Annotated in this window: 21 protein-coding genes; 7 read left to right on the top strand and 14 right to left on the bottom strand. The window is 43.5% G+C overall.

What is annotated here, in order from left to right; all coding sequences use genetic code 11:
* Positions 1–67: 67 nt before the first annotated feature.
* The gene (locus LJ658_RS06810; protein WP_230545726.1) at positions 68–436 is read right to left on the bottom strand and encodes a response regulator; all 369 of its coding nucleotides are present in this window, start codon (positions 434–436) and stop codon (positions 68–70) included.
* A gap of 384 nt (positions 437–820) precedes the next feature.
* On the opposite strand from LJ658_RS06810, the gene LJ658_RS06805 reads away from it, so the two are divergent.
* From LJ658_RS06805 to LJ658_RS06795, 3 genes are all read left to right on the top strand, one after another.
* Positions 821–1,405: a hypothetical protein gene (locus LJ658_RS06805; protein ID WP_230545725.1), complete on the top strand. Its 585-nt coding sequence runs from the start codon at positions 821–823 to the stop codon at positions 1,403–1,405.
* Positions 1,406–1,517: 112 nt separating this feature from the next.
* Positions 1,518–2,180: an NAD-dependent epimerase/dehydratase family protein gene (locus LJ658_RS06800; protein ID WP_230545724.1), complete on the top strand. Its 663-nt coding sequence runs from the start codon at positions 1,518–1,520 to the stop codon at positions 2,178–2,180.
* A 69-nt stretch (positions 2,181–2,249) separates the two neighbouring features.
* Positions 2,250–2,558 (top strand): SHOCT domain-containing protein, encoded by a 309-nt coding sequence (locus LJ658_RS06795; RefSeq protein ID WP_230545723.1) that lies wholly within the window; start codon positions 2,250–2,252, stop codon positions 2,556–2,558.
* 6 nt (positions 2,559–2,564) lie between these two features.
* Here the strand turns inward: LJ658_RS06795 and LJ658_RS06790 are convergent, their stop codons facing one another.
* The 6 genes from LJ658_RS06790 to LJ658_RS06765 all read right to left on the bottom strand — a co-directional run bounded on the left by LJ658_RS06790 (position 2,565) and on the right by LJ658_RS06765 (position 10,575).
* The gene (locus LJ658_RS06790) at positions 2,565–3,428 is read right to left on the bottom strand and encodes an SGNH/GDSL hydrolase family protein (RefSeq protein ID WP_230545722.1); all 864 of its coding nucleotides are present in this window, start codon (positions 3,426–3,428) and stop codon (positions 2,565–2,567) included.
* Between the two features lie 2 nt (positions 3,429–3,430).
* Entirely contained in the window at positions 3,431–4,474 is a 1,044-nt protein-coding gene (locus tag LJ658_RS06785; RefSeq protein WP_230545721.1) for a PmoA family protein, read from the bottom strand.
* Between the two features lie 3 nt (positions 4,475–4,477).
* Positions 4,478–5,833, bottom strand: a complete 1,356-nt coding sequence (locus LJ658_RS06780; RefSeq protein ID WP_230545720.1) for a Gfo/Idh/MocA family protein — start codon at positions 5,831–5,833, stop codon at positions 4,478–4,480.
* A gap of 354 nt (positions 5,834–6,187) precedes the next feature.
* Positions 6,188–6,982 carry a zinc-dependent peptidase gene (locus tag LJ658_RS06775; RefSeq protein WP_230545719.1) on the bottom strand — a complete coding sequence of 265 codons (795 nt, stop codon included), beginning with the start codon at positions 6,980–6,982 and terminating at the stop codon, positions 6,188–6,190.
* A gap of 162 nt (positions 6,983–7,144) precedes the next feature.
* On the bottom strand, positions 7,145–8,332 hold the full coding sequence (locus tag LJ658_RS20520) for a GAF domain-containing sensor histidine kinase (RefSeq protein WP_230545718.1): 1,188 nt from the start codon (positions 8,330–8,332) through the stop codon (positions 7,145–7,147).
* A gap of 134 nt (positions 8,333–8,466) precedes the next feature.
* A complete protein-coding gene (locus tag LJ658_RS06765) occupies positions 8,467–10,575 on the bottom strand; it encodes a hypothetical protein (RefSeq protein WP_230545717.1) in 2,109 nt (702 codons plus the stop codon).
* A 178-nt stretch (positions 10,576–10,753) separates the two neighbouring features.
* On the opposite strand from LJ658_RS06765, the gene LJ658_RS06760 reads away from it, so the two are divergent.
* Complete coding sequence (locus LJ658_RS06760) at positions 10,754–11,059, top strand: helix-turn-helix transcriptional regulator (RefSeq protein ID WP_230545716.1); 306 nt, start codon at positions 10,754–10,756, stop codon at positions 11,057–11,059.
* 11 nt (positions 11,060–11,070) lie between these two features.
* Positions 11,071–11,559: an SRPBCC domain-containing protein gene (locus LJ658_RS06755; RefSeq protein ID WP_230545715.1), complete on the top strand. Its 489-nt coding sequence runs from the start codon at positions 11,071–11,073 to the stop codon at positions 11,557–11,559.
* A 216-nt stretch (positions 11,560–11,775) separates the two neighbouring features.
* On the opposite strand, the gene LJ658_RS06750 is transcribed toward LJ658_RS06755, so the two are convergent.
* The 5 genes from LJ658_RS06750 to LJ658_RS06730 form a co-directional block, all read right to left on the bottom strand.
* Positions 11,776–12,240 (bottom strand): hypothetical protein, encoded by a 465-nt coding sequence (locus LJ658_RS06750; protein WP_230545714.1) that lies wholly within the window; start codon positions 12,238–12,240, stop codon positions 11,776–11,778.
* A 37-nt stretch (positions 12,241–12,277) separates the two neighbouring features.
* Positions 12,278–13,531: an alpha/beta hydrolase gene (locus tag LJ658_RS06745; protein ID WP_230545713.1), complete on the bottom strand. Its 1,254-nt coding sequence runs from the start codon at positions 13,529–13,531 to the stop codon at positions 12,278–12,280.
* Positions 13,532–13,536: 5 nt separating this feature from the next.
* Positions 13,537–14,676: a lactonase family protein gene (locus tag LJ658_RS06740; RefSeq protein ID WP_230545712.1), complete on the bottom strand. Its 1,140-nt coding sequence runs from the start codon at positions 14,674–14,676 to the stop codon at positions 13,537–13,539.
* A gap of 92 nt (positions 14,677–14,768) precedes the next feature.
* Complete coding sequence (locus LJ658_RS06735; RefSeq protein WP_230545711.1) at positions 14,769–16,922, bottom strand: outer membrane beta-barrel protein; 2,154 nt, start codon at positions 16,920–16,922, stop codon at positions 14,769–14,771.
* A 100-nt stretch (positions 16,923–17,022) separates the two neighbouring features.
* Positions 17,023–17,361: a DUF6249 domain-containing protein gene (locus tag LJ658_RS06730; protein ID WP_230545710.1), complete on the bottom strand. Its 339-nt coding sequence runs from the start codon at positions 17,359–17,361 to the stop codon at positions 17,023–17,025.
* 130 nt (positions 17,362–17,491) lie between these two features.
* Here LJ658_RS06730 and LJ658_RS06725 point away from each other — a divergent pair, with 130 nt between their 5' ends.
* Entirely contained in the window at positions 17,492–18,067 is a 576-nt protein-coding gene (locus tag LJ658_RS06725) for an RNA polymerase sigma factor (protein ID WP_230545709.1), read from the top strand.
* The gene (locus tag LJ658_RS06720) at positions 18,057–18,551 is read left to right on the top strand and encodes a hypothetical protein (RefSeq protein WP_230545708.1); all 495 of its coding nucleotides are present in this window, start codon (positions 18,057–18,059) and stop codon (positions 18,549–18,551) included. Before LJ658_RS06725 ends, LJ658_RS06720 begins: the two co-directional genes overlap by 11 nt.
* Positions 18,552–18,642: 91 nt before the next feature.
* On the opposite strand, the gene uvrA is transcribed toward LJ658_RS06720, so the two are convergent.
* Positions 18,643–21,486: an excinuclease ABC subunit UvrA gene (gene uvrA / locus LJ658_RS06715; RefSeq protein WP_230545707.1), complete on the bottom strand. Its 2,844-nt coding sequence runs from the start codon at positions 21,484–21,486 to the stop codon at positions 18,643–18,645.
* Positions 21,487–21,644: 158 nt separating this feature from the next.
* Positions 21,645–22,418, bottom strand: a complete 774-nt coding sequence (locus LJ658_RS06710) for a lytic transglycosylase domain-containing protein (RefSeq protein WP_230545706.1) — start codon at positions 22,416–22,418, stop codon at positions 21,645–21,647.
* Between the last annotated feature and the right edge of the window lie 208 nt (positions 22,419–22,626).

The following is a 22,626-nucleotide window of genomic DNA, read 5'->3' as shown; positions in this document are numbered from 1 at the left end:
ATTACAATAACTGCATAGTGGCCCGTAAGGAATCAGGCAGGGGGTATATATTATATATATAAATTAATTAGACGGCTTCTACGCTTAACAACGCGGTTGATAATTCCTGCCGGCCAACCGGCTTAACCAGGTAAGCAAGCGGCCCGGTACGCATAGCATCGTATACAATCCCGGTATCTGTGATTGATGACTGATAAATAACCGGAACATTAAGGTGCTCTTTTACATAAGCGCCCAAGTCTATGCCGTTTTTTTTACCACTTAGCATGATATCAGTAATAACCATATCTATAGCAGCCTTAGATAAATGCTCAACGGCATCTTCATATGACTCTGAAACACCTGCGACCGTATGGCCAAGCTTAATAATGAGCTGCTTAAGAGCAGCCGCAATTATCGGCGAGTCTTCCACAATATAGATGTTGAGTTTGGCCATATGTTCATGTATCGATTAATTTAAGTAAGGCGCGTAAGCCATTGCCTTACACAAGTTTACTCAAAACAACCCACGTAAAACTACATCTTTAAAAGCTGCTGACACCATTTTACCTGTGGACAAATAATGGACAAATACAGATAAATGAAAAGAGCCTTATTTGCGTTTGTTCTATTTACAACTGGCAAATAGTTATAACTTGTTTAACAAATACAGTAATGGTTAACAATATTTTGGTATAGCACAACTACGTAATCTATAGTAAAACAAACCTATCGTTAAAAGTGGTTTTTCTGTTTCAAAAGGGTGATAAAAATGCCTATAATTGAACCTGCAAAACCGCGGCACAGAAAAACAGTATCCCTTATGATAAAGCATGCTTTAATGAGAGTAATAGGATCTTTAGAGATCAGGTTTAACTTTTATATCTTAAAAAAAAGAAAGCTGACCATTGGCTCGTCAAAAATCAAGCTGGGGAAAGAGTGGATCCTGTCTGAATATGATGCGCTGGACGCCAGTAAGGCATCAGACTGGCAACGCCTTTTTGGCGATAACCGCCTAACCAATATCCTGGCCGAGCACGTTTGGGAGCATATCCCTGATGAAGAGACCCGCCTGTCAAACCAAAACTGTTATGATTACCTACAAAAGGGCGGGCGGTTAAGAATTGCTGTGCCCGACGGTAATAACCCGGATAAAGAATATATTGAATGGGTACGTGTTGGCGGCAGCGGTGTTGGTGCCGATGATCATAAAATATTATACACCTATGATGTGATGAAAAGTCGCCTTGAAAAAGCAGGTTTTAGGGTTGAACTGCTTGAATACTGGGATGAGAATGGAAAATTTAATTATACCGACTGGACACTTGACGGCGGTATGATCCACCGTTCGCGCCGGTATGATCCGCGCAATCAGGGCGGTAAACTGGGTTATACTTCATTAATAGTTGATGCAGTGAGAGATTAGTTTCGCCGGCCGCGTGGTAAATTTGATCCGGGTCTGAACGCTACTTAAATAAAATAATTTAAAATGTTTTATATTGTTGTTCGTCTACACTAACATCACATATAAGCGGACCATGAAAATTAAAGTCATAATTACTGGCGCTACCGGCATGGTAGGCGAAGGTGTATTGTTAGATTGCCTGGATAACCCGGCGGTTGCAGAAGTGTTGATGGTTAACCGCAAACCATATCAAAAGCAACATCCAAAACTCAAGGAATTACTGGTACCTAATTTTTTTGAACTGGATAAAGTGACCGGTCAGTTAGTCGGCTATGATGCCTGCTTCTTTTGCGCCGGCGTCAGCTCCATAGGGATGAAGGAGCCGGCGTACACGCATGTTACTTATGATCTTACCCTGCATTTTGCTGAAACCTTAGCCAGGCTTAATAAGGATATGGTATTTACCTACGTATCCGGGGCATATACTGATGCTTCTGAAAAAGGAAACATCATGTGGGCCCGCGTAAAAGGCCGGACTGAAAACGCGTTAATCGCTTTGCCTTTTAAAAAGACGTACAACTTTCGTCCCGGCTTTATGAAACCGGTTGAAGGTCAAAAAAGCCTGAAGACATTTTATAAGTTCATTGCGCCGCTGTATCCGCTGTTAAATATTTTTATTCCTAAACAGCTGCTTACCTTGCATGAAGTAGCGCAAGCCATGGTAAACGCTGTGTTAAAAGGATATCCCAAGTCTGTTTTGGAGATTGAAGATATCCGGGCGCTGTCAAAAATATGAGCCGCGGCTAAATCATAAATTTGCAATTTTCAATTAAACCGGATAGATTTATTGTCTAATCTTATCACTATGCAATTCGCCATCATTTGTTTATTTTTTGCCATTATTTGTGCAATAGTAGGTTCCAAGCGGAAAATCGGGGCCGTAGCCGGATTTTTTCTCGGGTTATTTTTAGCTTTAATCGGTTTAATAATTGTGCTGTCCTCTAAGAAATTAGAAGACCAGGCTATGGAAAGCGCGATGCTGCAGGCCATGTCTCAACAACCGGCGGCCACTGCTTCAACGGCCGATGAATTACAGAAACTTGCAGCACTGCATGCCGCAAACCAAATTAGCGATGAAGAATACGAACGTTTGAAATCTAAACTGATCAATTAAATCCGTTTAATATTTCTTCATTAGCTTAACCAGCATTTTGGCTATCAACGCATGGCCCTTATCTGTCGGGTGCAGGCCGTCATAGGTGTAGTTCATGGCATCAACAGGGTACGGATAATCATCAGTGGCCGGGTTAAATGGCATGCCTATATATTCGGGATATTTGTAATTCTTATACCCGCCGGTCTTCGGATCGCGCAGGCGGCGGTATTTAACTGCGTTTTTGGGTGTTACACCGCTTTTATAATACAGGTCTACCAGTTTAAAATTTTCTGCTTTGGCAATGGTTTTCATAACATCAGCATATTCCGACAGGAAGTGGCCGTTCTTTGCCTTATAAGATCCATAGATTATACTTGCCGAGTTATTAATATCCACATAATCGGTACGCTGAAATGGTGTGATAAATATAATAACTGCGTCACTATTAAGACTGCGGATTTTATTGACGATGGTGCGGTACGATCCATAAGCGGTTTGGTTGCCGGTATCATTTTGGTAATCGGCAAAAGTTCCTATAGGCAATGATGTCCACCAATCATTGGTCCCCAAAAAAACCGAATAAAAGTCTGCCTTTTCCAGTCCCAGGTTATTAATATTATCTGCAATGTTTTTAGCCGTAAGCCCGCCAAAACTGTGGTTGGCGAAATGGATATAAGGTAACTCATCAACCACCCTGCTCATATAACCTTTGGTTATTCGGTTCCTGGTTAGCTCAGGCTTGTCGTTAAGATAGGTGATCGAGTCGCCGATGGCCATCCACTTCAATTCTTTTTTTTGCGAAAAAGAGACCAGCAGGATCAATAGCAGCGATAAAACCAGTGACTGTTTAACATTAGTTTGGAAGTATTTTTTTAAAGAAGTCGCCATAGCTAGTTTTTCGCAAAATCGGCTGCTGACTGATTAAGCTGAGCAGCAGATAATGTATTGCCTTTATTATTGTTGATGATAATTCGATAACGGAAAGTAACCGATTCGCCCTTTTTTAAAGTGAGGTTCTTTTCTGATTTACCGTTGGTGAAAATCTTCTCGCCCAACGGGTTTGCGGCAAAAAGGCCGTAACCGCGCGCATGCCAAAACGTGGGGTAATTAGGGTTGTGCGGATGATCTATAATGGCAATGCTTACCGAGTCTTTACCCATTTTACCATAAACTTTGCACCATACGCCACGTGTGCTCCACGCAGCATCGCCGGTTTTGCCGGCGCTGGTTATATAGTTGCCGTTGGCCAAATTATCAGTACCACCTTTAACTATAGTGACAATGCCTTTATCGTCGGTAAATTTCTGGTCCTCTTTGGTTGGCATCTGCAATTCGTGCGCCAGGCGCAGGCCAAGCATACCATCTTTAGCGTCGGTAAACCTGGCATCAACTTTAGCTTTTAAAGTTGTTGTCCGGTCTATAATGCGTTGATTGGCGGTACCGCTGATTTCAAATTTGGTGGTTTCTTCCAGTATCACCTCTCTGGCCTGGTTGGTCCAGTTAGCATGATAAACCAATACACCGGTGGTGCCATTTTTAGTTTCTAAAATCTTATCGGTGCGGACCCAGCCGTACTGGCTTTTCTTAGCCGCCGGTATCGCGTAGCTATTGTTCCAAAAATCAAGCCCGTTCAGGTTTTCATAATTAAACCAAAGGCCGATATGATGGGGATGATCGGTTGGGTCGCCAGCCCTTTTTTCCAAAGGAAAACTACGCGTAACCACGGTGCCATTAGCTGCCCGTATGGGATACAGCACAGGCTTTTCCAGCGAATCAGGATATAAAAAAGCAGTGAAGGGTTCGCCGCCTACCCATACTTCAATTTTCCTGTCTTTTGCCGATTTTACAAACTTTACCGGCTGCTGCTGCGCAACCACGGTGGTCGAGGCAACGGCCAGCGTTACCGCGATAAATATTTTGCTACCCGGTTTCATGATTTAAAACTTAAATACCTTACCATTAGCCATTACCTCCTGCGTACTTTCATCAAACGTAGCTTTGTAACCGGTATGTACCGCGGCATTGGTCATGATGTTGGCTATAGAGTGGCTGTAGCCCGCTTCAACCGGCGCATTGGGTTGTTTACGGCTGCGCACACATTCCATCCAGTTGCGTACATGGTTTGAAGTTAAGATGTCGCCACCGGTATTGGCCGAGGCAACTACATGCTCGGTATCTTTCAGGCTGATCTCTGGCAACAGGTTAGCTTTCATGCCCATTGCGGCAGCCATTTTTTCTGTAAGCCCGCCCCTTGGTGATATTTTATTGGTGATCAAATTTAGTTCGCCACCGTTCGAGTAATAGATCTCGGCCGGGTTCTCATCGCCATTATGCATGCGCGAACCAAATGTTACCTGAAAACCCGTAGACGGATCGTCCAGCGGGCCGTAATCAAAAGCAGCCATCAGGGTATCCCAGTTACGGCGGCCATCTTTCCACATATAAATGCCCCCATTGGCAACTACGCTGCGCGGATGCTTCAGGCCGCTAAACCAGTGTACGGTATCAATCTGGTGGCTCATCCACTGCCCCGCTAAACCCGATGAGAAGGGCCAGAATAAACGGAATTCCAAGTATTTACGCGGGTCAAACGGCTCATAAGGACGGTTCATGATAAAGCGTTTCCAGTCGGTATCTTTTTCTTTTAATACGTTTAGCAGTTCGGGCCTGCGCCAGCGCCCGGGCTGGTTAACGTTCCAGGTTAATTCAACCATGGTTATCGGCCCAAACTTGCCCGATTTAATAAAATCATCGGCTGCATGGTAATTTGCACCGCTGCGGCGCTGTGACCCTATCTGCACGATCTTACCTGTTTCTTTTATCGCTTTTAATGCCGCCCGCGCATCTTCCATGGTTTCGGCAAACGGTTTTTCCACATAGACATCGCAGCCCGCTTTCACAGCCTCAATGGCATGGCGCGCGTGCTGGAAATCGGCAGTGCTTATAAATACCGCGTCTATACTTTTACTGCCATATAATTCTTCGTTATTACGATAGGCTTTTACGTCATTCTGCATTTTACCTTTCCAGATAGCGGCGCCCTCTTCACGGCGTTTGTTCCAGATATCTGATACCGCAACCACCTCAAAATTTAATTCTTTGTAGTGGTTCATAAAGCTGGGGATATGCGAACTGCGGTGCCTGTCAGAAAACCCAACGACACCAACCCGTACACGGTCATTGGCCCCAATGATGCGGTTATAACTTTTAGCGCTGAAACTGGTTTTGGCCAGCATTACACCGGCACTAGCTATTGATGCCTGCCTTATAAAAGTACGACGGGATTTTTCCATGGGATATAAATGATTTATTTAAAATGGTCAATTGGTTTGGCCGATATCGGAAACCGGCTATTATCAAATATCCATCAAATTAAATAAAAAATGATATCTGATACTTAAAAGTTACGCATACGATTGCGGAACGGACGTTATCGCGAAAACATCTCGCCCAGCCATTGTTGATGGGCCAGTTCCAGCCGTTGTACAACGTCGTGGTGCTTATCCGCCACGTATGTTGTTCTGACGGGATATCACAATAAGCGGCCAACATCGGGACATAACTGTTGGCTAATGCACTTAATGAGGAAGTAAACAGATTAGCTTGTTGTTTTGCCGGCGCATCGACAGACAGTACGGTCTTAAAAATCAGATAGTGAACCCGGTGCCTTTTACTGGCCGTTGTCTGAATATTTCACTTAGTTGCTGGTACAGTTCGGGGTGTTTATCTTTAAACTGATCGGGCTTTTCAAAAAAATATTCAGCGGCCACCGCCAGAAACTCTGCCTCGCTGGTCATCGCATACGGATTGATGTCCGACTTACCGTCTCTGATACGGCGCATTTCCTGGTGCATCAGTTTTAGCCAGGGGTCTGCATACTCCTTACCCGTTAATTGTTCGGGAATGCCATCGGTTGCGCCGTCTGATTTATCTACCAGGTGCACAAACTCATGTATGGCGGTATTTTCTTTGCCCGATGCTGATGAAAAACCCTTGAGCAATGACGGGCGGGACAGGATCATCTGCCCATTCATATAGCCGGTACCAACCATGCCCTGTATGTTTCGGCCATTACCCTCAAACTGATATGCGTGATCAAACGCATCCGGATAAAGTATTACGTTGGTTAAGTTGCTGTACTCCCAGTCGCCTAACCCAAAAACCGGTATTACTGCGCTCGAAGCTATAAGCACGCGGTCCAGATCCGTAATTTCTGTGCCTACGCCTTCCAAATTTACCTTATGCAGAAAAGCCGCCACCTGCGATTCAAATCTCTTCTTTTGGTCCCTGCTCAGGTTATAGTAATAATTTACCTGGCTGCTTAAAAGCTTCTGCAACGATTTATCCAGCTTTTGAAACTGAGAGGTTTCAACATTGCTTTTCTTACGAAAAATGATCCAGGCAAGCAGGGCAAGTATGGGTATTATAATTATAAAATACATAACCGAAATAAGCGTTTATATGCGTTACATACAACCCTTAATTGCACCGATTGTTGTCAGCGCCAGATTTTATTGATCTGTTTTATTTAAGATTAAACCTAACAACAGCAATTGCGGGAATAAATTCCCTGCCGGATTATAAATATTAATATAGACGGGTGATTAGCGCTGACTGGCCATCGTAAAGCTAAAAGATGTCTCTGCTTCTGTTGAGACAGCTTCCAATGTGCCGCCGTGGGCCTTGGCAATTTCGGCCGATATATATAGCCCAAGCCCCAGGCCATCGTTGCTTTCTTTATTATCGCTTAATGTAAAGGGCTTAAAAAGGTGTTCCATTTTTTCTGGCGATATCTGTTTGCCGGTGTTTGTAATGGTTAATGAAAAAACCGAATCATTACTATAAGCCGTAACAACTGCAGGGTCATTTTTACTACCGTGCTGAAGTGCATTACTTAATAAGTTAGAAAACAACTGGGCAATCCGCTTTGAATCACAATATACAGGCTCGTCTAATTCAAATTTAGTTTCAATCAACCGGCCCGGCCAAATTATTTGTATTTCTTCAACAATATGGTTTAATGTTTTAGCTAAGGATATATACTCCGGGTTAAGATTAATACCTGTTCCGAGCCTGACCCTCGCAAATTCCATCATATTGTCAATTAAGCCCGATATGCGGTAAGTTGAATTTTGCAGGATAGTGGCAAACCGCATTAACTTGTCATCATCAAAAATCTTTCTTTGTAATAGCTGGGCCACGCCTTTAATGGCGCTAACCGGGTTACGCAGGTCATGCCCCAATATAGCCATAAACCGCTCCCGCAACTCGCCCTCTCTTTTCTCCTCGGCCAACCTCATTTCTGATAATTTTAACTGATCGATATTGTAAAGGTGTAACGCTATCAAACCGGCATATAAATTAAACATGCTTATGGTTTGCGGGTTATTAAGCTGGGCGGGGCTTGGATCAATGGCGCAAAGGGTGCCAAAAAACTCGCCATTTTTTAAGGTTATCGGCACAGAAATATAGCTCTGGAAACCATACATGGCGGGGGTATGATGATTGGCAAAATCTTTGTCCATATCAACATGATCAATTACAACGGCCCGTTCAAGCTGCCTTACTTCATGGCAAATAGTAGTTTCAAGCTTTAATTCATCGCCGGGTTTAAGGCCAAAGTTAATTTTATCCAATACGGCGCAGGTTACCCAATGCTCTTCGGTTACCCTGGCTATGGCGGCAAACCGCATACCTGTGGTAAGACAAACCACATCTAAAATAGCAGGGATTACGTCTATTGAACTTATTGCGTTTATATCAGCCTGAATAGCCGGGGGTAAATTGCTCACAAAATATTATTTACTTTAAAAGTACGCAATATTACCCGGTTAAGGCCGAATTTATCCAAAAGTTAATAATCTTTCCTTATCGGGGGTGTCATAATTGACAGCGTAGCGCGCCGGCAGTCGGATTATCATCCTGGTTACTCCAGCCAAACCGTTTGTGTAAACGCGCCGTTAACAGCCGCATCCCAAACTTCCAGGCGGATCCACTTTTTCCCTTTCAGGTTAACAGGTATATGGAAACTCTGGCTGCCAAATGCGGTGGTATATGCTAAGTCTATTTTTTCGCGAAAAATGTTTCTGCCATCGCCGGTTATCAGTTCGACAAAATTTAGCGGGAAGGTCCATTTAACCGAAAAATCAACCGCTGACCTGTTGTCGCCGGTAATTTTTATGGTCGATCCGGCTTCGGCTCCGTTCACTTTAAAGGTGGGGATTAAAACTTCGCCGGTTGTTGAGAAGAAGTTGCCGCTTTTTAATACGTCCAACACCGGCTGCCAGCCATTTTTAAATTCGGGCAGCGCAGCCATTTTTAAATAATTAACGTTTACATGCGCATACATTTCATTGTCCCGGGTGATGGTAAATATGTCCGATTCGGCCAGGACCTTTTTCTTAAGTCCCCAGTTGTTCATATCATCCATCAGGTCGAAAACCCGTTTGCCCATTCTTTCTGTTGACAGATCGGCCGGAATATTTTTCCAGGCGGCGCCGTTAAAATGATCTGAATTATAAAACGCCTCATTTTTATACAGATCCGGGTACCCGGTTGATCCTTTGGTACGGGCATGGGCCGTCCAGGCCAGGCCGTTTTCGGTTTCTAATAGTTTAAGCATATCGTCCTTATCACGGATATGATATACTTTACCATAACGACTGTCATCAGCAACGAACGGAACACCCTCCCTGCGCGACATAACCCAGTAAATTGGCTTGGGAAAAAACTCCAGCCAGTGCCCGCCAAAAAATTCATTGGGCTCCTCGCCCGGCAGCAACAGGAAGTTTTTGCCTGATTCTTTTTCGCATTCTTTAAACAGTGTATTTAACTCTTTAAGCCTTAGCTCGTCCGGCCCTTTTGGGTGCCCCGTACCGTGAAACTCTGCCAGGTGGACAATGTTAACGCCCAGGTTTTTAAATACCCGTACATATTCAGGCTCCGCCTCAACGGGTTTGCCCTTTAACAATACTGTGGTCGTGTATTCATTGTGAAAATGGCTTGACATGGTTTTATATCCCGGCAATGGTACAAACCTATCGCTATGTGTAAACTGTTTTATTTTTTCTAAAGTGCTCCTGCCATCGCCGGTGCTAACCAGGCAAAAAAAGTTTAGCCTTTGCTGGGTACCCGGCGGCGCATTAAACCAGGGCACATAACGATGGTCGCCATACAGGTCCTGGCGGATCCCGATGCCATAACCGGGTATCATTTTGCGATAATTGGTACCATACCAGGTAAATTTCAAATTAAATGCCTCATCAAGCGGATAGAAATATTGATGCGGCGCCGGGAAAATAGCCAAACTACCATTAGTGGTTTGCCCAATTATAGTGCGATATTTTACAGCAATGTTCTTGCTGGTATCAGCCGCCGAAAATGGAGCGCCGGAAAATTCATCATTGGTTTTGGCCCAGCTTATTTTACTCCAGGCAGCAATAGTGCTTACTAACCCCGCGTCGTATACAATAGCAGTCGAGTCGGCATCGGTAGCCATTACTGCGGCCACATTAAATAACGGGCTGCCATTATAAAAAGTAATTTCCAACTGCCCGCTAAATGTACTTGCTTTCACACCGTCAATACGCACAATGGTACGTGAACCTTCGGTTTTAACGGATGCCGTTTGTTTATCAAAACCAACGAGATATGGTGTAAAAGGCTTTTGCGGAACGCGGTCAAAAAATATATTCCAGCCGTTTTGTGATACCAGATCCCGCTTACCAACGGTGAGGATAAACTCCGGGTTTAGGTTTGCCGCTACCTCTTTGTATAGCTCTTTACGGGTAGCCTGGATGCTTTTAAACAAGGGCTTTGTTTTATCCAGATCAAACACAACCCGGCCGTGTTCGGCGTTGCCCACCGGCCAGCTCAGGTTGATTTTTGAGCCATTAACCCTTACACTTACACCGCTTTTTTTATTAAACTCCTGCAGATTTACTGCGGTTTGCCCCGCTGATCTTTGTACATTTTGCAGCATTGCCGTCGCTATTACAAACAGGCAAACAAACTTGGGTTTACTAAATAAAGGCATAAATTGGGGGTTAATTTACCGGGCTAATAAAAGTAAAAAATAATTTTTATTAAACTCGGTCTTAATTCCAAACAATTAAAAAGGCACTAAATCAACACTTTCCATAAAAATATTTTCAAATAAATTTGCGCAACCGAAAAGCTGCGTATATATTTGCAACCAATCGGTTGCAAATAAAATGAGAAGAGATATATTCCAGGCTATAGCCGACCCTACCCGCCGTGCAATTTTAGCGCTGCTGGCTATTCATGCCATGACACCTAACGCATTGGCCGAGCATTTTAACAGCACGCGGCAGGCTGTGTCAAAACACATCCAAATTTTGGCAGAGTGTGAAGCAGTAACGCAAACGCAAAACGGCAGGGAAATTTACTATCACCTAAACGCCAATAAAATGAAAGAAGTAGACCAATGGCTGGATACCTTCCGCAAGATCTGGGAGGACCGCTTTGACCAGTTAGACGATGTATTAAAAGACCTTTAAAAACAATAATCATGACAAACAAAACCGAAATTTTAAAAGACCTGGCTAACAAAAAACTGAATGTTATACGTGCTTTTAATGCACCCGTTGAAAAAGTATGGAAAGCGTGGACCGACGCAAGCATATTAGATAAATGGTGGGCACCAAGACCCTGGCGTGCCGAGACTAAAACAATGGATTTTAGGGAAGGTGGCCTATGGCTTTATTGTATGGCAGGCCCTAATGGCGAAAAAGCCTGGTGCCGTGTTAATTTTACATCAATAACACCCGGGCAAAGCTTTGCAGCAATCAGCAATTTTTGCGACGAAGATGGTAATATCGACAGCAACTTTCCGGCTATGCACTGGCTAAATATATTTAAAGCTACCGCTACAGGCACTATCCTTGAGGCTACGCTATCTTTTGACAGCGAAACCGACTTACAAAAAATCGTTGAAATGGGCTTTGAGGGAGGCTTTACTATGGCATTGGGCAATCTTGATGAATTACTGGAAGCTTAATGTTCCAGAATTATTATAGAAGTGAGGCTGCCCCAGGAGCGGCCTTTTTTATGCAGCTTTATTATTGTATCAATTTATTTTATAACTGAAGCAACGTCCTTGAATTTAGTCTCGTAATGATATTAACAAATACCACGGTTGTATATATAGATTGTTGTATATTAATTGTTTGGCGGGTAGTTGGTTTAGGGTCTCCGGCTACCCGCTTTTTTTTCTTTAAAACGGCCTGAAACCGGGCCTGCTTATCAATGGCGAAAACCACCACGGTACAGAGCTCAAAATAACCAGCAATGCTATGGTGAACCAAATCGCCATGGTTTTGAATTTGTCTTTATCGGTTGATTTTCTTTTGGCTTTGACAGAACCGATGGTAATAAGCGTTATGCCGATCAGCATCATGGTGATATGTTCCATTCCAAAAAACCGCATAACCCGTTCATGCACCGCTATGCTAAAATTATGCAGGAAATAAGTTACTATGGGGCTTATAAAATAGAGCCAAATACCTAATATTAACTGAACATGCGCCACAGTAGCTGTGACGTGCCTGACGGTATCATCAAATTTTAAATATCTTTTTCTTAACAGCCAGCCCCTGTAGGCCCATAGGATGGCAAAAACCAGGCTGACCAATACCAGCCAGCGGATTAATGAGTGTAAAGCTAATAAGGTTGTATACATACCCATGCAGACGAATTACTGCAAAAAACATTTTAAATTATTTAACGCTTTCAATAAACTTCGCCAGCACCGGGATTAGTTCCGGGTGCAGCGGCAAATCGGTTTTTGTATAAGTAGCCATATTCTGGATCTTATCTGCCGGGCCCTCTTTTAAAATATGGCTCATGCCGGTTATCAGTTTGAGTTGCGCGTTGGGTTTGCCCTTTTTTAATAGCATGGCGTCTTCAACACCAATCTGTATATCAGTTGTTCCCTGCACAATTAACGTCGGCACCGTTAGTTTAGCTATCTCTTTCTGCGGATCATATTGCATCCAGGAATGAAGGTATTGCTGCAGTGACGGCGCAAATAATCCCATGGACCATAGCGTAAGCTTTTGCTTAACTGCCTCTCCTACTTTTATACTATCAATCATTAACGACGACTTATTATAATTATCTACCGATAGTTTGTCTTTTAACTGTGTTTTCAACATTTCCGAAGCCGGTACCCCGGATCCCGAGATTGAGATAAAACCGTCCACTTTTTCCTGCTTGCAAACTAATATCGCAATTAATGAGCCCTCGCTATGGCCGGCTATGATAATTTTCGAGAAACGTGCGTCTGTTTTTAAAAATTTCACCAGCGCTACGGCATCGGCCACCATATCATTAAAAGTAACTTCAGCTATCGGCCTGGTTGTTGTGCTTTGGCCCACGCCACGCTTATCATACCTCAAAACGGCGATGTTTTTTTGCTTTAAGGCTTCGCTGATTTGGAGATAGCTATTAGGATTAACGCCTGCCGATTTTGTATTTCCGTCCCGGTCCGTGGGGCCCGATCCGGCAATCATTAATACTACCGGGATTTTTTGTTTAACCTCCGGAACCGAAAGTGTGCCTTTCAATACCGCATCGGCGGTTTTAACTGTAATAGTTCCCGGTTGTTCGCGCGTATCAGCATCGGTATAAAACCCGAGCAACTTGCCGTCTTTATTAAATGTAAAATATAATACCGGGCCCGACCGCTCTAAAACTCCTACATAGGTATCTGCATTTTTATTTCCCTGGTAATATTCCCATTTTGTTATTGTGCCAAGCACCCCCTGTAACTGCAGCACTGCAGTGCTTATAGATGAGGTTGAACTTTTGGCCCTGCCTGCCACACTAAGCAGGGTATAAATACTATCCGGCTTTGCTCCGTTATAATAGTTTACAAACTTTGCAGCATAAGCGTCGTTAGCAGTATGGCTTTGCGCAAAGGCTGCTGATATTGTTAATTGAAAAAGTAAAAAGAAAGTTAGTTTTTTCATGTTCATTATTCGGCTGGCACCCACTTTAAGCACGTCACCTGTGCAATATCTATTTTATTATCGGTCAATGTTAGTTTACCGGTGGCTTTATCTATTTTAAAAATAATAATCGTATTCCCATCCTGACCAGCGCTTAATAAGAAATTGCCCGATGGGTCAATAGTAAAACCGCGTGGAGCCTTGCTCACATTGTAACGGTCCACCAACGTTAATTTGCCATCCTGCTTATTTATTGCGTACTGTACAATGTTATTGGCGGTACCACGATTTGAGGCATATAAGAAATTACCGTCAGCCGACACATGCAGATCTGCAGCCCCGTTTCGTTCGTAACCTGCCGGCATCATGTTAATGGTTTGCACAAAAGTTAGTTTACCATTATTGTATTTGTACACCCTTACGCAGGCACTTAGTTCCTGTATTACGTACAGGAATTTTTGATCCGGAGAAAACTCCAGGTGGCGAGGCCCGTCGCCGGGCGCGGTCATTTCGAAAGCTGGGTCGGCCGGTGTTAGGGGTTGCGCCCTCGTATTGTCGTATTTATAAATGTCGATCTTATCCGTTCCCAAATCGGCAACCATTAAAAACTGACCATCCGCTGAAAAAATTGACGCGTGTACATGCGGTCCTTTTTGATTTTTATGCGGCCCGGAGCCCGTGTATTGTAAGGTTTGCGATACCTTCCCCAATGACCCGTCTTTATTTACCGGCAATACACCCAGGCTTCCGCTGCTGTAATAGGATACAAATACATTTTTATTATCCTTATCTAAAATAATATGAACCGGGTTTATGCCCCCGCCGGGCTGTTTGTTAATTAACTGCAGTTTGCCCGTAGCGCTATCAAATTTTAAGGCGCTTACCCCGCCCTCCCCACCCGTTGTATTTACATTACAGGCGTATACAAATTTATAATCATTGCTGATCGCCAGGAAGTCGGGGTTCTCAATCCCTTCAATTTGGTTTAAAAAAGCAACCTTGCCTGTTTCTGTATTAAAGCGGTAAACAGCTATCCCGTTGCCTGCATTGGCTCCGGTGTACCCTCCCAACAGCAAGTCGTAAGTTTTAGCAAGCGGCGCAGCTTTTTTTTGTGCGAGGCCCGCCAGCGGCAATAGCAGCAGTAAGGCTATTTGTAACTTCTTCATGATAAGCAGCATAATTGGTTTATACTGCAAGGTAATAAAATCAGCAATAAAAAATAGTTGGGCTATATCCAACGCTGCATTAAATCACCCTCTTATCTTGATCCGTCATCATTATTGATGCCTCTTTTTGTTTTCTTGATGGATTCCTTCAGCTTGCCAAAATTATAGTTAAGGCTGAAGTTAAATGTCCGGAAATAGTTTTGATTGGTAACCGTTTGTGCAAAGTTAGTGCCTTTGGTTTCGGTGATAGTGTTGCGGTATTTAGTAAATGGGTTACTGACCGATGCCGATAAAGACAGCTTATTTTTTATTAACTGCTTACTGGCATAAACCGACGGACTTAAAGAACCGTTAGTCGAGCCCTGTAAGCCGGTTGGATTGCGGCCATTAACAGACACGGATGCACCCACGCGCCAGCTATCATTTATGTTGTAATTGGTAGATGACGTGCTGCTAAAAACCACAAAGTTCTGCTTACTTGTTCCGCCATCAACCGGGCCCTCTATCTTAAAATACATGAAATTGGTGTTAATGCTGATGTCCCAGCCTTTAGCTATCGGGTAGTTAAAGGCGATTGCATTGCCTATCCCAAAAACCGACCCGGTGTTTTTATAGGTGCTGTAAGTTACGTTGGTAGCCGGGTCAAGCGTTGATACCAGCAGATCAAGGTTTTTACCGAAATCATAAAATACGCTTACATTAAAGTTGGCTTTTTTTGACAGGCTATAACCCAGCCGCAGATCGCTCACTACAGAACGGCTTAACCCGGGGTTGCCTGATGAATAAAAGTTGGGGTTCGAGCGATCGACAAATGGATTTAATTTATTGATACCCGGACGTTTTAAGCGCTGGCTAAAACCCAGGTTTAAGCCGCTGGTAACATCCAAAGGAATATTAATGGCTATTGACGGCAGCAAATTCAAATATCGTTGATGCGCTGCCGACGAGGTGGAAATAAAATCAGCGTCGGTAGTAGTATGTTCTAACCGGACACCGGCTTTAACTTCTAATTTTTTTGAAGCGTACCGCCAGGTATTATAGGCCGCCAATATGTTCTGGGTGCTATTGTACGTGTTCGATAAAGCTGTAACGCGGTCAAAGTTGCCGGTAACAGGATTAAACGCATTCGACTGGAAATCGCTGGAGTTATCCCTGAAAATACTTTTTACGCCTGCCTCAACAGTCCATTGTTTAAACCCTTTTACCAGGTCCACTTGTGCAGTATGCTCGGAAGCGCTGCTGGTGTTATCCTGGTTATAATCAGGATCGGTATAATTAACACGATTGCTAAATGCAATATCATTATGGCTGCTGTTTGTATACTTAAAATAGCGGTAAGAAAATGTCAGCAATTTTTTCTGGTCATTTTTAAAACCCAGCTGGTAGTTTACGCCGGCATCCAAACCCTTCCCGCGGCCATCATTGTCATTGCCTATATTGTAGGCAATAGGGCCCACGGTTTGATTTAATACAGATACTTGATCGCTAAAGCCATTATTGCGGCTGCCGTTAATATTAAACTGCGCCGACACCAGGTTATAAGGATTTATCTCATAACTCAGCTCCGTCCCCAGGTAGCCGTTTTTATTATCAGAGCGGGTGCTGCCCTGCTGGATCAGGTTTGTTGGATTAGCGCCCGTTGTTGTACGGGTGTTTAATGTTGTAGTAGCTGGATTATCGGTAAGGTTGCCGCCGCCAAATACCGACAGCCCTAGCTTACCGGCCTTTGCCGTAAAAGATGTACCTGCGCCCGGGCCGGTTGGGGTACGTTCGTTTATATTCAGGGTGCCGTTATAGCCATCAACCAGTTTTTTGTTGGTGATGATATTGATGATCCCACCCAACCCTTCGGCATCATATTTTGCCGGCGGTGTGGTATAAACCTCAATGCGCTGAATAGTTGATGCCGGCATGCTGCGTAATATGCTTTTGGCATCGCGTTCCATCAGGCTTGATGGCTTGCCGTTTATCAGTATCTTATAGCTGGTATTACCTTTAAGCATAATGTTTTCATTACCATCCACCGTAACAAAAGGCACCTTGCGCATCATTTCCAGCACGCTGCTAAATTTACTTTGGGGGTCGGCCTGCAGGTCGTAGGTAATGCGGTCAGCTTCCTGCTTAATAGTGGGTTTGTTAGCCTTAATGGCGACTTCTTTTAGCGTCTTATCCTGGGCAAAAAGGTTAAAGCCAATAAAAATAAGGGTTGCTGTTAATATAATTTTAAGGTTGATGATGAGTTTCATGGCTGATTTTTTTTAGGCAAAAAGTGGCCGGCAAGCACTTAAATGGTGCTTTTACAGGGTAATTTAAACTTGGCTTATTTGATTTTGAGATCTTAAGTGATCACGATTGCTTTTGCTTTTTGATAATTATATAGCTTAATATCAAACTGAATCCGCCGAAGAGGCAAACCATGGATATATAGCTTATACCTTCTTCAATTTCGCAATAAGTATGTAATACCGATCCCATTAAAAAACCAATTGCTATCCCAACCAGGAACATACCGTATTTTAGGGTTGCTAAATTATAGTTTGTTTTGGGGAAGGGGGGTATAGTTAAATTTCGTTCTAACATGTTCATCCGCTCGCGGTGGCGGGTCATTAAAAACACATATACCATGCCGAACACGGCGGCAAATAAGGTAATGGATACTATGGCGTCTCTGGTAACTTCCTGCATAATCGTAGTTTTATTATAGCGCTAACTTTAGCTGCTTACCCCATATGACCGGAAATACCGCCACCCGGATACAGAATATTTAAAATAATTTTATTGTAACCACTTTCGCCGTTTTACAGTCTCATGTATAATGGATCATACCGAAGACGGGTACTATATAGAAAAAGTTAAAAATGGAAACCCGGATTCCTTCGCATTCCTTGTTGATAAATATAAGGACATGGTTTATAGTATCTCTATAAAAATTCTGCGTGACCAGGATAATGCCCGGGACCTTGCCCAGGAATGTTTTGTAAAAGCTTATCAGCAGATCCATAAATTTGAGGGCAAATCAAAATTCTCAACCTGGTTGTATACAATAGCTTACCGTACGGCTGTTACCAAGTTAAAGGAAAACCGGGTTGAAACGATAACAATGAGCGATTATACCGACGAGATCGCGGACCATTTGCCCGGGCAGTTTGAGCAATTACAGGCCAAACAGGTAAAGCAATATGTACAGGCGGCCATTCAGAAACTACCGCAGACAGACGCCTTACTGGTAACCTTGTATTACATAAATGATTTACCGGTAAAAGAAATTGAAGAAATTACGGGCCTGTCAAAGCCAAATGTTAAAATAAAATTGTTCAGGGCCCGTAAGGTATTGGAGCGGGATTTAAAGTTTTTGCTGGATAGTGAAATGAAAGTTATTGATGAGAGCTAATAAAAAAGACGCCTTTAAAAAAGTTATAAAGCTTGCTGCTGAGGATAAAGCAGCCGTTAACTTTACCGGTAGTATAATGAACAGCATACACGCTGATGTACAGCGCGAAGCGGTATTAAAATCCATTTTACAACGGCAGCCGACTGAAAGCCCGGCATTTGACTTTACAATAACTGTAATGGCGCAGATAGCAATAAAAGCCCGGCCTGCAAATATTTACAAACCAATAATCACCAGCAAAGCATGGTATGGCATTGCGGCAATGGTTGCAGTCTTTTTGATATTGATTGGTTTATCCAATCCGGCCGGGCGCCCGGCATCAACCCAAAATCCTACCTTAAGCTTGTCAAATCATATCAACGCCATACCGCCCATATATTTTATGACGATAATTATTGCCGGTACATTGTTGTTTATTGATTACCTGATTACCCAACGGTCAAAAAGAGGGCAAACCGGCCGTATTGATACTTCGCCTGTATAAATAATCTTCCCGGCCCTAGTTAGAAATCTTTTCATTCTTCGATAAGCCTCCTTCCTTATACCTCGTTTTTCAATGCTCAGGTACAGATAAGTTACAAACCCATTTCCTTTTTCAGGAACTGCCCGGTAAAACTATTTTTTACTTTACACAAGCCCTCAGGCGTACCCGAGAACAGGATATTGCCGCCGCCCGATCCGCCTTCGGGGCCCAAATCAATAACATGGTCAACCACTTTAATAACATCCAGGTTATGCTCGATAACCAGCACGGTATTACCCTTATCAACCAATTGGTATAGGACGCCTAACAGCACGTTAATGTCCTCAAAGTGTAAGCCGGTTGTAGGTTCGTCCAATATGTAGAAAGTATTGCCCGTGTCTTTTTTTGAAAGCTCGGTGGCCAGTTTTACGCGTTGCGCCTCGCCGCCCGACAACGTGGTTGACGACTGCCCCAAACGGATATAACCCAGACCCACATCCAACAAGGTTTTTACCTTACGATAGATAGACGGGATATGCTCAAAAAACGGCACGGCATCCTCAATACTCATATCCAGCACATCGCTTATTGATTTGCCTTTGTAGCGCACTTCCAGTGTTTCCCTGTTGTATCTCCGGCCGCCGCATTCTTCGCAAGGCACCTGTACATCCGGTAAAAAGTTCATTTCAATAACTTTCATGCCGGCGCCCTGGCAGGTTTCGCAACGTCCGCCTTTTACATTGAATGAGAAGCGGCCCGGTTTATAGCCACGGATCCTCGATTCAGGCAACGCAACATATAAATTACGGATATCAGAGAATACACCGGTATATGTTGCCGGGTTCGACCGCGGTGTACGGCCAATAGCGGTCTGGTCTATCTCAATTACTTTATCAATATTTTCTAACCCTTCAATCTTTTCATAAGGCAGCGGGTGTTTCTTCGCCCTGAAAAAATGATGGTTCAGGATAGGGTAAAGTGTTTCGGTGATCAAACTTGATTTGCCACTGCCGGATACACCGGTAATGCCAATCAGCTTACCCAGCGGAAACTCAGCGCTAACCTTTTTTAAGTTATGCCCGGTTGCTTTTTTTAAGGCTAATGTTTTGCCATTACCCTCGCGACGTTTTTTTGGTATGGCAATCTCGCGCTCACCGTTAATATATGACGTAGTAAGTGTGTGATGCTTCATTAACTCGGCCGGGGTACCCTGTGCCACAATCTGCCCGCCGTGAACGCCGGCCGCCGGGCCCATGTCGATAACGTGGTCGGCTTCCAGGATCATGTCCTTATCATGCTCAACAACTAATACGGTGTTACCCAGGTCGCGCAAGTTTTTAAGAGCATTTATCAGGCGTTCGTTGTCGCGTTGGTGCAAGCCAATGCTGGGCTCGTCCAAAATGTACATCACATTCATTAGCTGCGAGCCTATTTGGGTAGCCAGCCTGATTCGCTGCGCTTCACCGCCCGACAGCGTTTTTGCTGTACGGTCCAGCGTTAAATAACTAAGCCCCACATCCATCAAAAACACTATACGTGCGCGAATTTCTTTTAAAATTTCTTTGGCGATAACGTTCTGACGTTCTGTTAACCTGTCTTCCAGGTTTTCAAACCATTCCTGCAACGTGCGGATATCCATAATGGACAGCTCGAATATGTTTTTATGATCGACCTTGAAGTTTAACGATTCTTTTTTCAGTCTTGCACCATCACATACCGGGCAGGTTTTTAGCACCCGATAGTTTTCCATGTCATCCATGCCTTCGTCACCGCGGCGCTCCTGCTGTTCTTCCAGCATCCTTATAATGCCGTCAAAAGTGATCTGGTAGCTTTGTACATTCCACTTGTTATATTCAACAGAAACGGTTACCATTTCATTGGTGCCGTTAAGGATAATATCCAGCTTGTCTTTCTCTAATTTCTCTATTGGCGTGGATAAAGAAAACTCAAACTTTTTACCCAATGCTTTTAATACCTGGAAGATCCAGGTTTCGCGGTATTCGCCCAATGGGGCAAGCCCGCCGTTCAGGATGCTTAATTTAGGATTAGGGATAACCGAGGCTTCATCGACCTCGAAAATATAACCCAGGCCGTTACACTTCTCGCAGGCGCCATAAGGCGAATTAAATGAAAAAGTATTAGGCTGCGGCTCATCATAAGAGATCCCCGAAACCGGGTCCATCAAATATTTACTAAAGTAAGCTACGTTGTTATCCTTATCGCCTATGCGGATAATGCCTTTGGCGATCTTTAACGCGGCCTGTATGGATGTGTATAATCGTTTGCTATCGGCCTCGCTTACAACCAGGCGGTCAACCACGATATCGATATCATGAATTTTATAGCGGTCAAGCTGCATTTTAGGTTCAACGTCGGCAATGTCACCGTCAATCCAAACCTTTAAATACCCCTGCTTACGGATCTGTTCAAACAACTCGCGGTAATGGCCCTTGCGTGCTTTAACAACGGGGGCCAATATATTTATAGGCTGGCCGTCAAACCGTTCAAAAATAGTCTTCAGGATCTGGTCTTCGCTCATCCGCTCCATCTTCTCACCGCTGACATACGAGTAGGCATCGCCTGTACGGGCAAACAGCAGGCGCATAAAATCATAGATCTCGGTAATAGTACCTACGGTAGAGCGCGGATTTTTACTGGTGGTTTTTTGTTCGATAGCGATTACGGGGCTCAGGCCTGATACCTTATCTACGTCCGGGCGTTCCATACCGCCCATAAACTGGCGCGAGTAGGCCGAAAAGGTTTCCATATAACGGCGCTGCCCTTCGGCATAGATCGTGTCAAATGCTAAAGATGATTTACCACTGCCACTTAAACCGGTAATAACCACCAGCTGGTTACGCGGAAAAGAAACATCAATGTTTTTTAGATTATGTACCCGGGCTCCGTAAACTTCAACTTCACTTTGCTCGCCCAGATCAATAGTTTTTTTGCTCATATATTATTAGTGGCAGTATATAAACCCCAACCAATGGGGTTGGTTTCGTCTTTATTTAAATTGCTAAAATTTTACGCAAATATAAACAAAAAAGCCCGATCTGTCATCTGGACAGGCCGGGCTGGTGGTGCTCCGTAATAAAATTTTACTGTTACGTGTTAGTTGTAAGCAATAAAGTTTTTAGGCTGTAAATAGCTATAGTAATTGTTGTAACCATACTGTTTTGGATTAGCGATAATAGCTTTCATGGCAATAAGGTTGTACACATAATTGCCCGTTTCGCGGTTTAACTTCATCCTAAAGTAGTTGTCTTCGCTTTGGCTGTTAATGGCTTTGGCTAATTTAATTGAGCCGTTGTTATAAGCTGCGGCCGCAAGGGTCCAGCTTTTAAACTCGCCGTGCAGCTCTTTAATATACCTGCAGGCGGCAATTGTTGCCTTGCGGATATTTAAGCGCTCATCAATACCATGACCGACCTTTAAACCATAGGTGCGTGCAGTACCCGGCATAAATTGCCACAAACCTGACGCGCCTTTTGATGAGGTGCCTTCTTTTAAACCCGACTCGACCAATGGCAAATATTTAAAATCTTCAGGAATTCCGTAGGCTTTTAAAATTGGCTCAATTATTGGAAATAATCTTTCGGCCTTGATTTGCAGAATGTGCGAATGAATAGTGCGGTAGTTGTGCTTTTTTAGTGAATACTGCATTTTGCGGTATACTGCCTCACTCGTCGGAATAGATTCGTTTGCGAAACTGTAACCAGCCGCGGTAACATTATTATCAGAGATAAACTTAGTGGTAAAAGTGGCCGTTTTTGGCCTGGATTTTGCAATAATAGTGCTGCAAATGTTAAGCTTGAAAATGACAGCCAGCACGACTATTACGGAGCACGTAATTAAGTGTTTGTTAATCATTTTTTTTCTATTCATAGAACAATCCATTTTGGTAAATGTTGTACAAAGGTACGGTATACAAAGCAGATTGTCAAACACTTAAGACCCCCTTAGTGTTTTGAGAATTTAAAAATAGTTTAAAAATCGACGTTTAAAGGGGTTTAAACGCAGTTTTTAGACCGGTGAAAAAAGTTGAAAAAACTATAAAAAAACGGCTTGAAAAACGTACTTTTGACCCTCACGC

Source organism: Mucilaginibacter sp. UR6-11 (genome assembly GCF_020880695.1).
GTDB lineage: Bacteria > Bacteroidota > Bacteroidia > Sphingobacteriales > Sphingobacteriaceae > Mucilaginibacter.
This window is presented reverse-complemented; position numbering and strand designations above follow the sequence as displayed.

Excerpts from the sequence above, each read along its gene's own strand:
- LJ658_RS06810 (WP_230545726.1), bottom strand. The coding sequence starts at position 436 with ATGGCCAAACTCAACATCTATATTGTGGAAGACTCGCCGATAATTGCG.
- LJ658_RS06805 (WP_230545725.1), top strand. The coding sequence starts at position 821 with ATGAGAGTAATAGGATCTTTAGAGATCAGGTTTAACTTTTATATCTTA.
- LJ658_RS06800 (WP_230545724.1), top strand. The coding sequence starts at position 1,518 with ATGAAAATTAAAGTCATAATTACTGGCGCTACCGGCATGGTAGGCGAA.
- LJ658_RS06795 (WP_230545723.1), top strand. The coding sequence starts at position 2,250 with ATGCAATTCGCCATCATTTGTTTATTTTTTGCCATTATTTGTGCAATA.
- LJ658_RS06790 (WP_230545722.1), bottom strand. The coding sequence starts at position 3,428 with ATGGCGACTTCTTTAAAAAAATACTTCCAAACTAATGTTAAACAGTCA.
- LJ658_RS06785 (WP_230545721.1), bottom strand. The coding sequence starts at position 4,474 with ATGAAACCGGGTAGCAAAATATTTATCGCGGTAACGCTGGCCGTTGCC.
- LJ658_RS06780 (WP_230545720.1), bottom strand. The coding sequence starts at position 5,833 with ATGGAAAAATCCCGTCGTACTTTTATAAGGCAGGCATCAATAGCTAGT.
- LJ658_RS06775 (WP_230545719.1), bottom strand. The coding sequence starts at position 6,982 with ATGTATTTTATAATTATAATACCCATACTTGCCCTGCTTGCCTGGATC.
- LJ658_RS06765 (WP_230545717.1), bottom strand. The coding sequence starts at position 10,575 with ATGCCTTTATTTAGTAAACCCAAGTTTGTTTGCCTGTTTGTAATAGCG.
- LJ658_RS06760 (WP_230545716.1), top strand. The coding sequence starts at position 10,754 with ATGAGAAGAGATATATTCCAGGCTATAGCCGACCCTACCCGCCGTGCA.
- LJ658_RS06755 (WP_230545715.1), top strand. The coding sequence starts at position 11,071 with ATGACAAACAAAACCGAAATTTTAAAAGACCTGGCTAACAAAAAACTG.
- LJ658_RS06750 (WP_230545714.1), bottom strand. The coding sequence starts at position 12,240 with ATGTATACAACCTTATTAGCTTTACACTCATTAATCCGCTGGCTGGTA.
- LJ658_RS06745 (WP_230545713.1), bottom strand. The coding sequence starts at position 13,531 with ATGAAAAAACTAACTTTCTTTTTACTTTTTCAATTAACAATATCAGCA.
- LJ658_RS06740 (WP_230545712.1), bottom strand. The coding sequence starts at position 14,676 with ATGAAGAAGTTACAAATAGCCTTACTGCTGCTATTGCCGCTGGCGGGC.
- LJ658_RS06735 (WP_230545711.1), bottom strand. The coding sequence starts at position 16,922 with ATGAAACTCATCATCAACCTTAAAATTATATTAACAGCAACCCTTATT.
- LJ658_RS06730 (WP_230545710.1), bottom strand. The coding sequence starts at position 17,361 with ATGCAGGAAGTTACCAGAGACGCCATAGTATCCATTACCTTATTTGCC.
- LJ658_RS06725 (WP_230545709.1), top strand. The coding sequence starts at position 17,492 with ATGGATCATACCGAAGACGGGTACTATATAGAAAAAGTTAAAAATGGA.
- LJ658_RS06720 (WP_230545708.1), top strand. The coding sequence starts at position 18,057 with ATGAGAGCTAATAAAAAAGACGCCTTTAAAAAAGTTATAAAGCTTGCT.
- uvrA (WP_230545707.1), bottom strand. The coding sequence starts at position 21,486 with ATGAGCAAAAAAACTATTGATCTGGGCGAGCAAAGTGAAGTTGAAGTT.
- LJ658_RS06710 (WP_230545706.1), bottom strand. The coding sequence starts at position 22,418 with ATGAATAGAAAAAAAATGATTAACAAACACTTAATTACGTGCTCCGTA.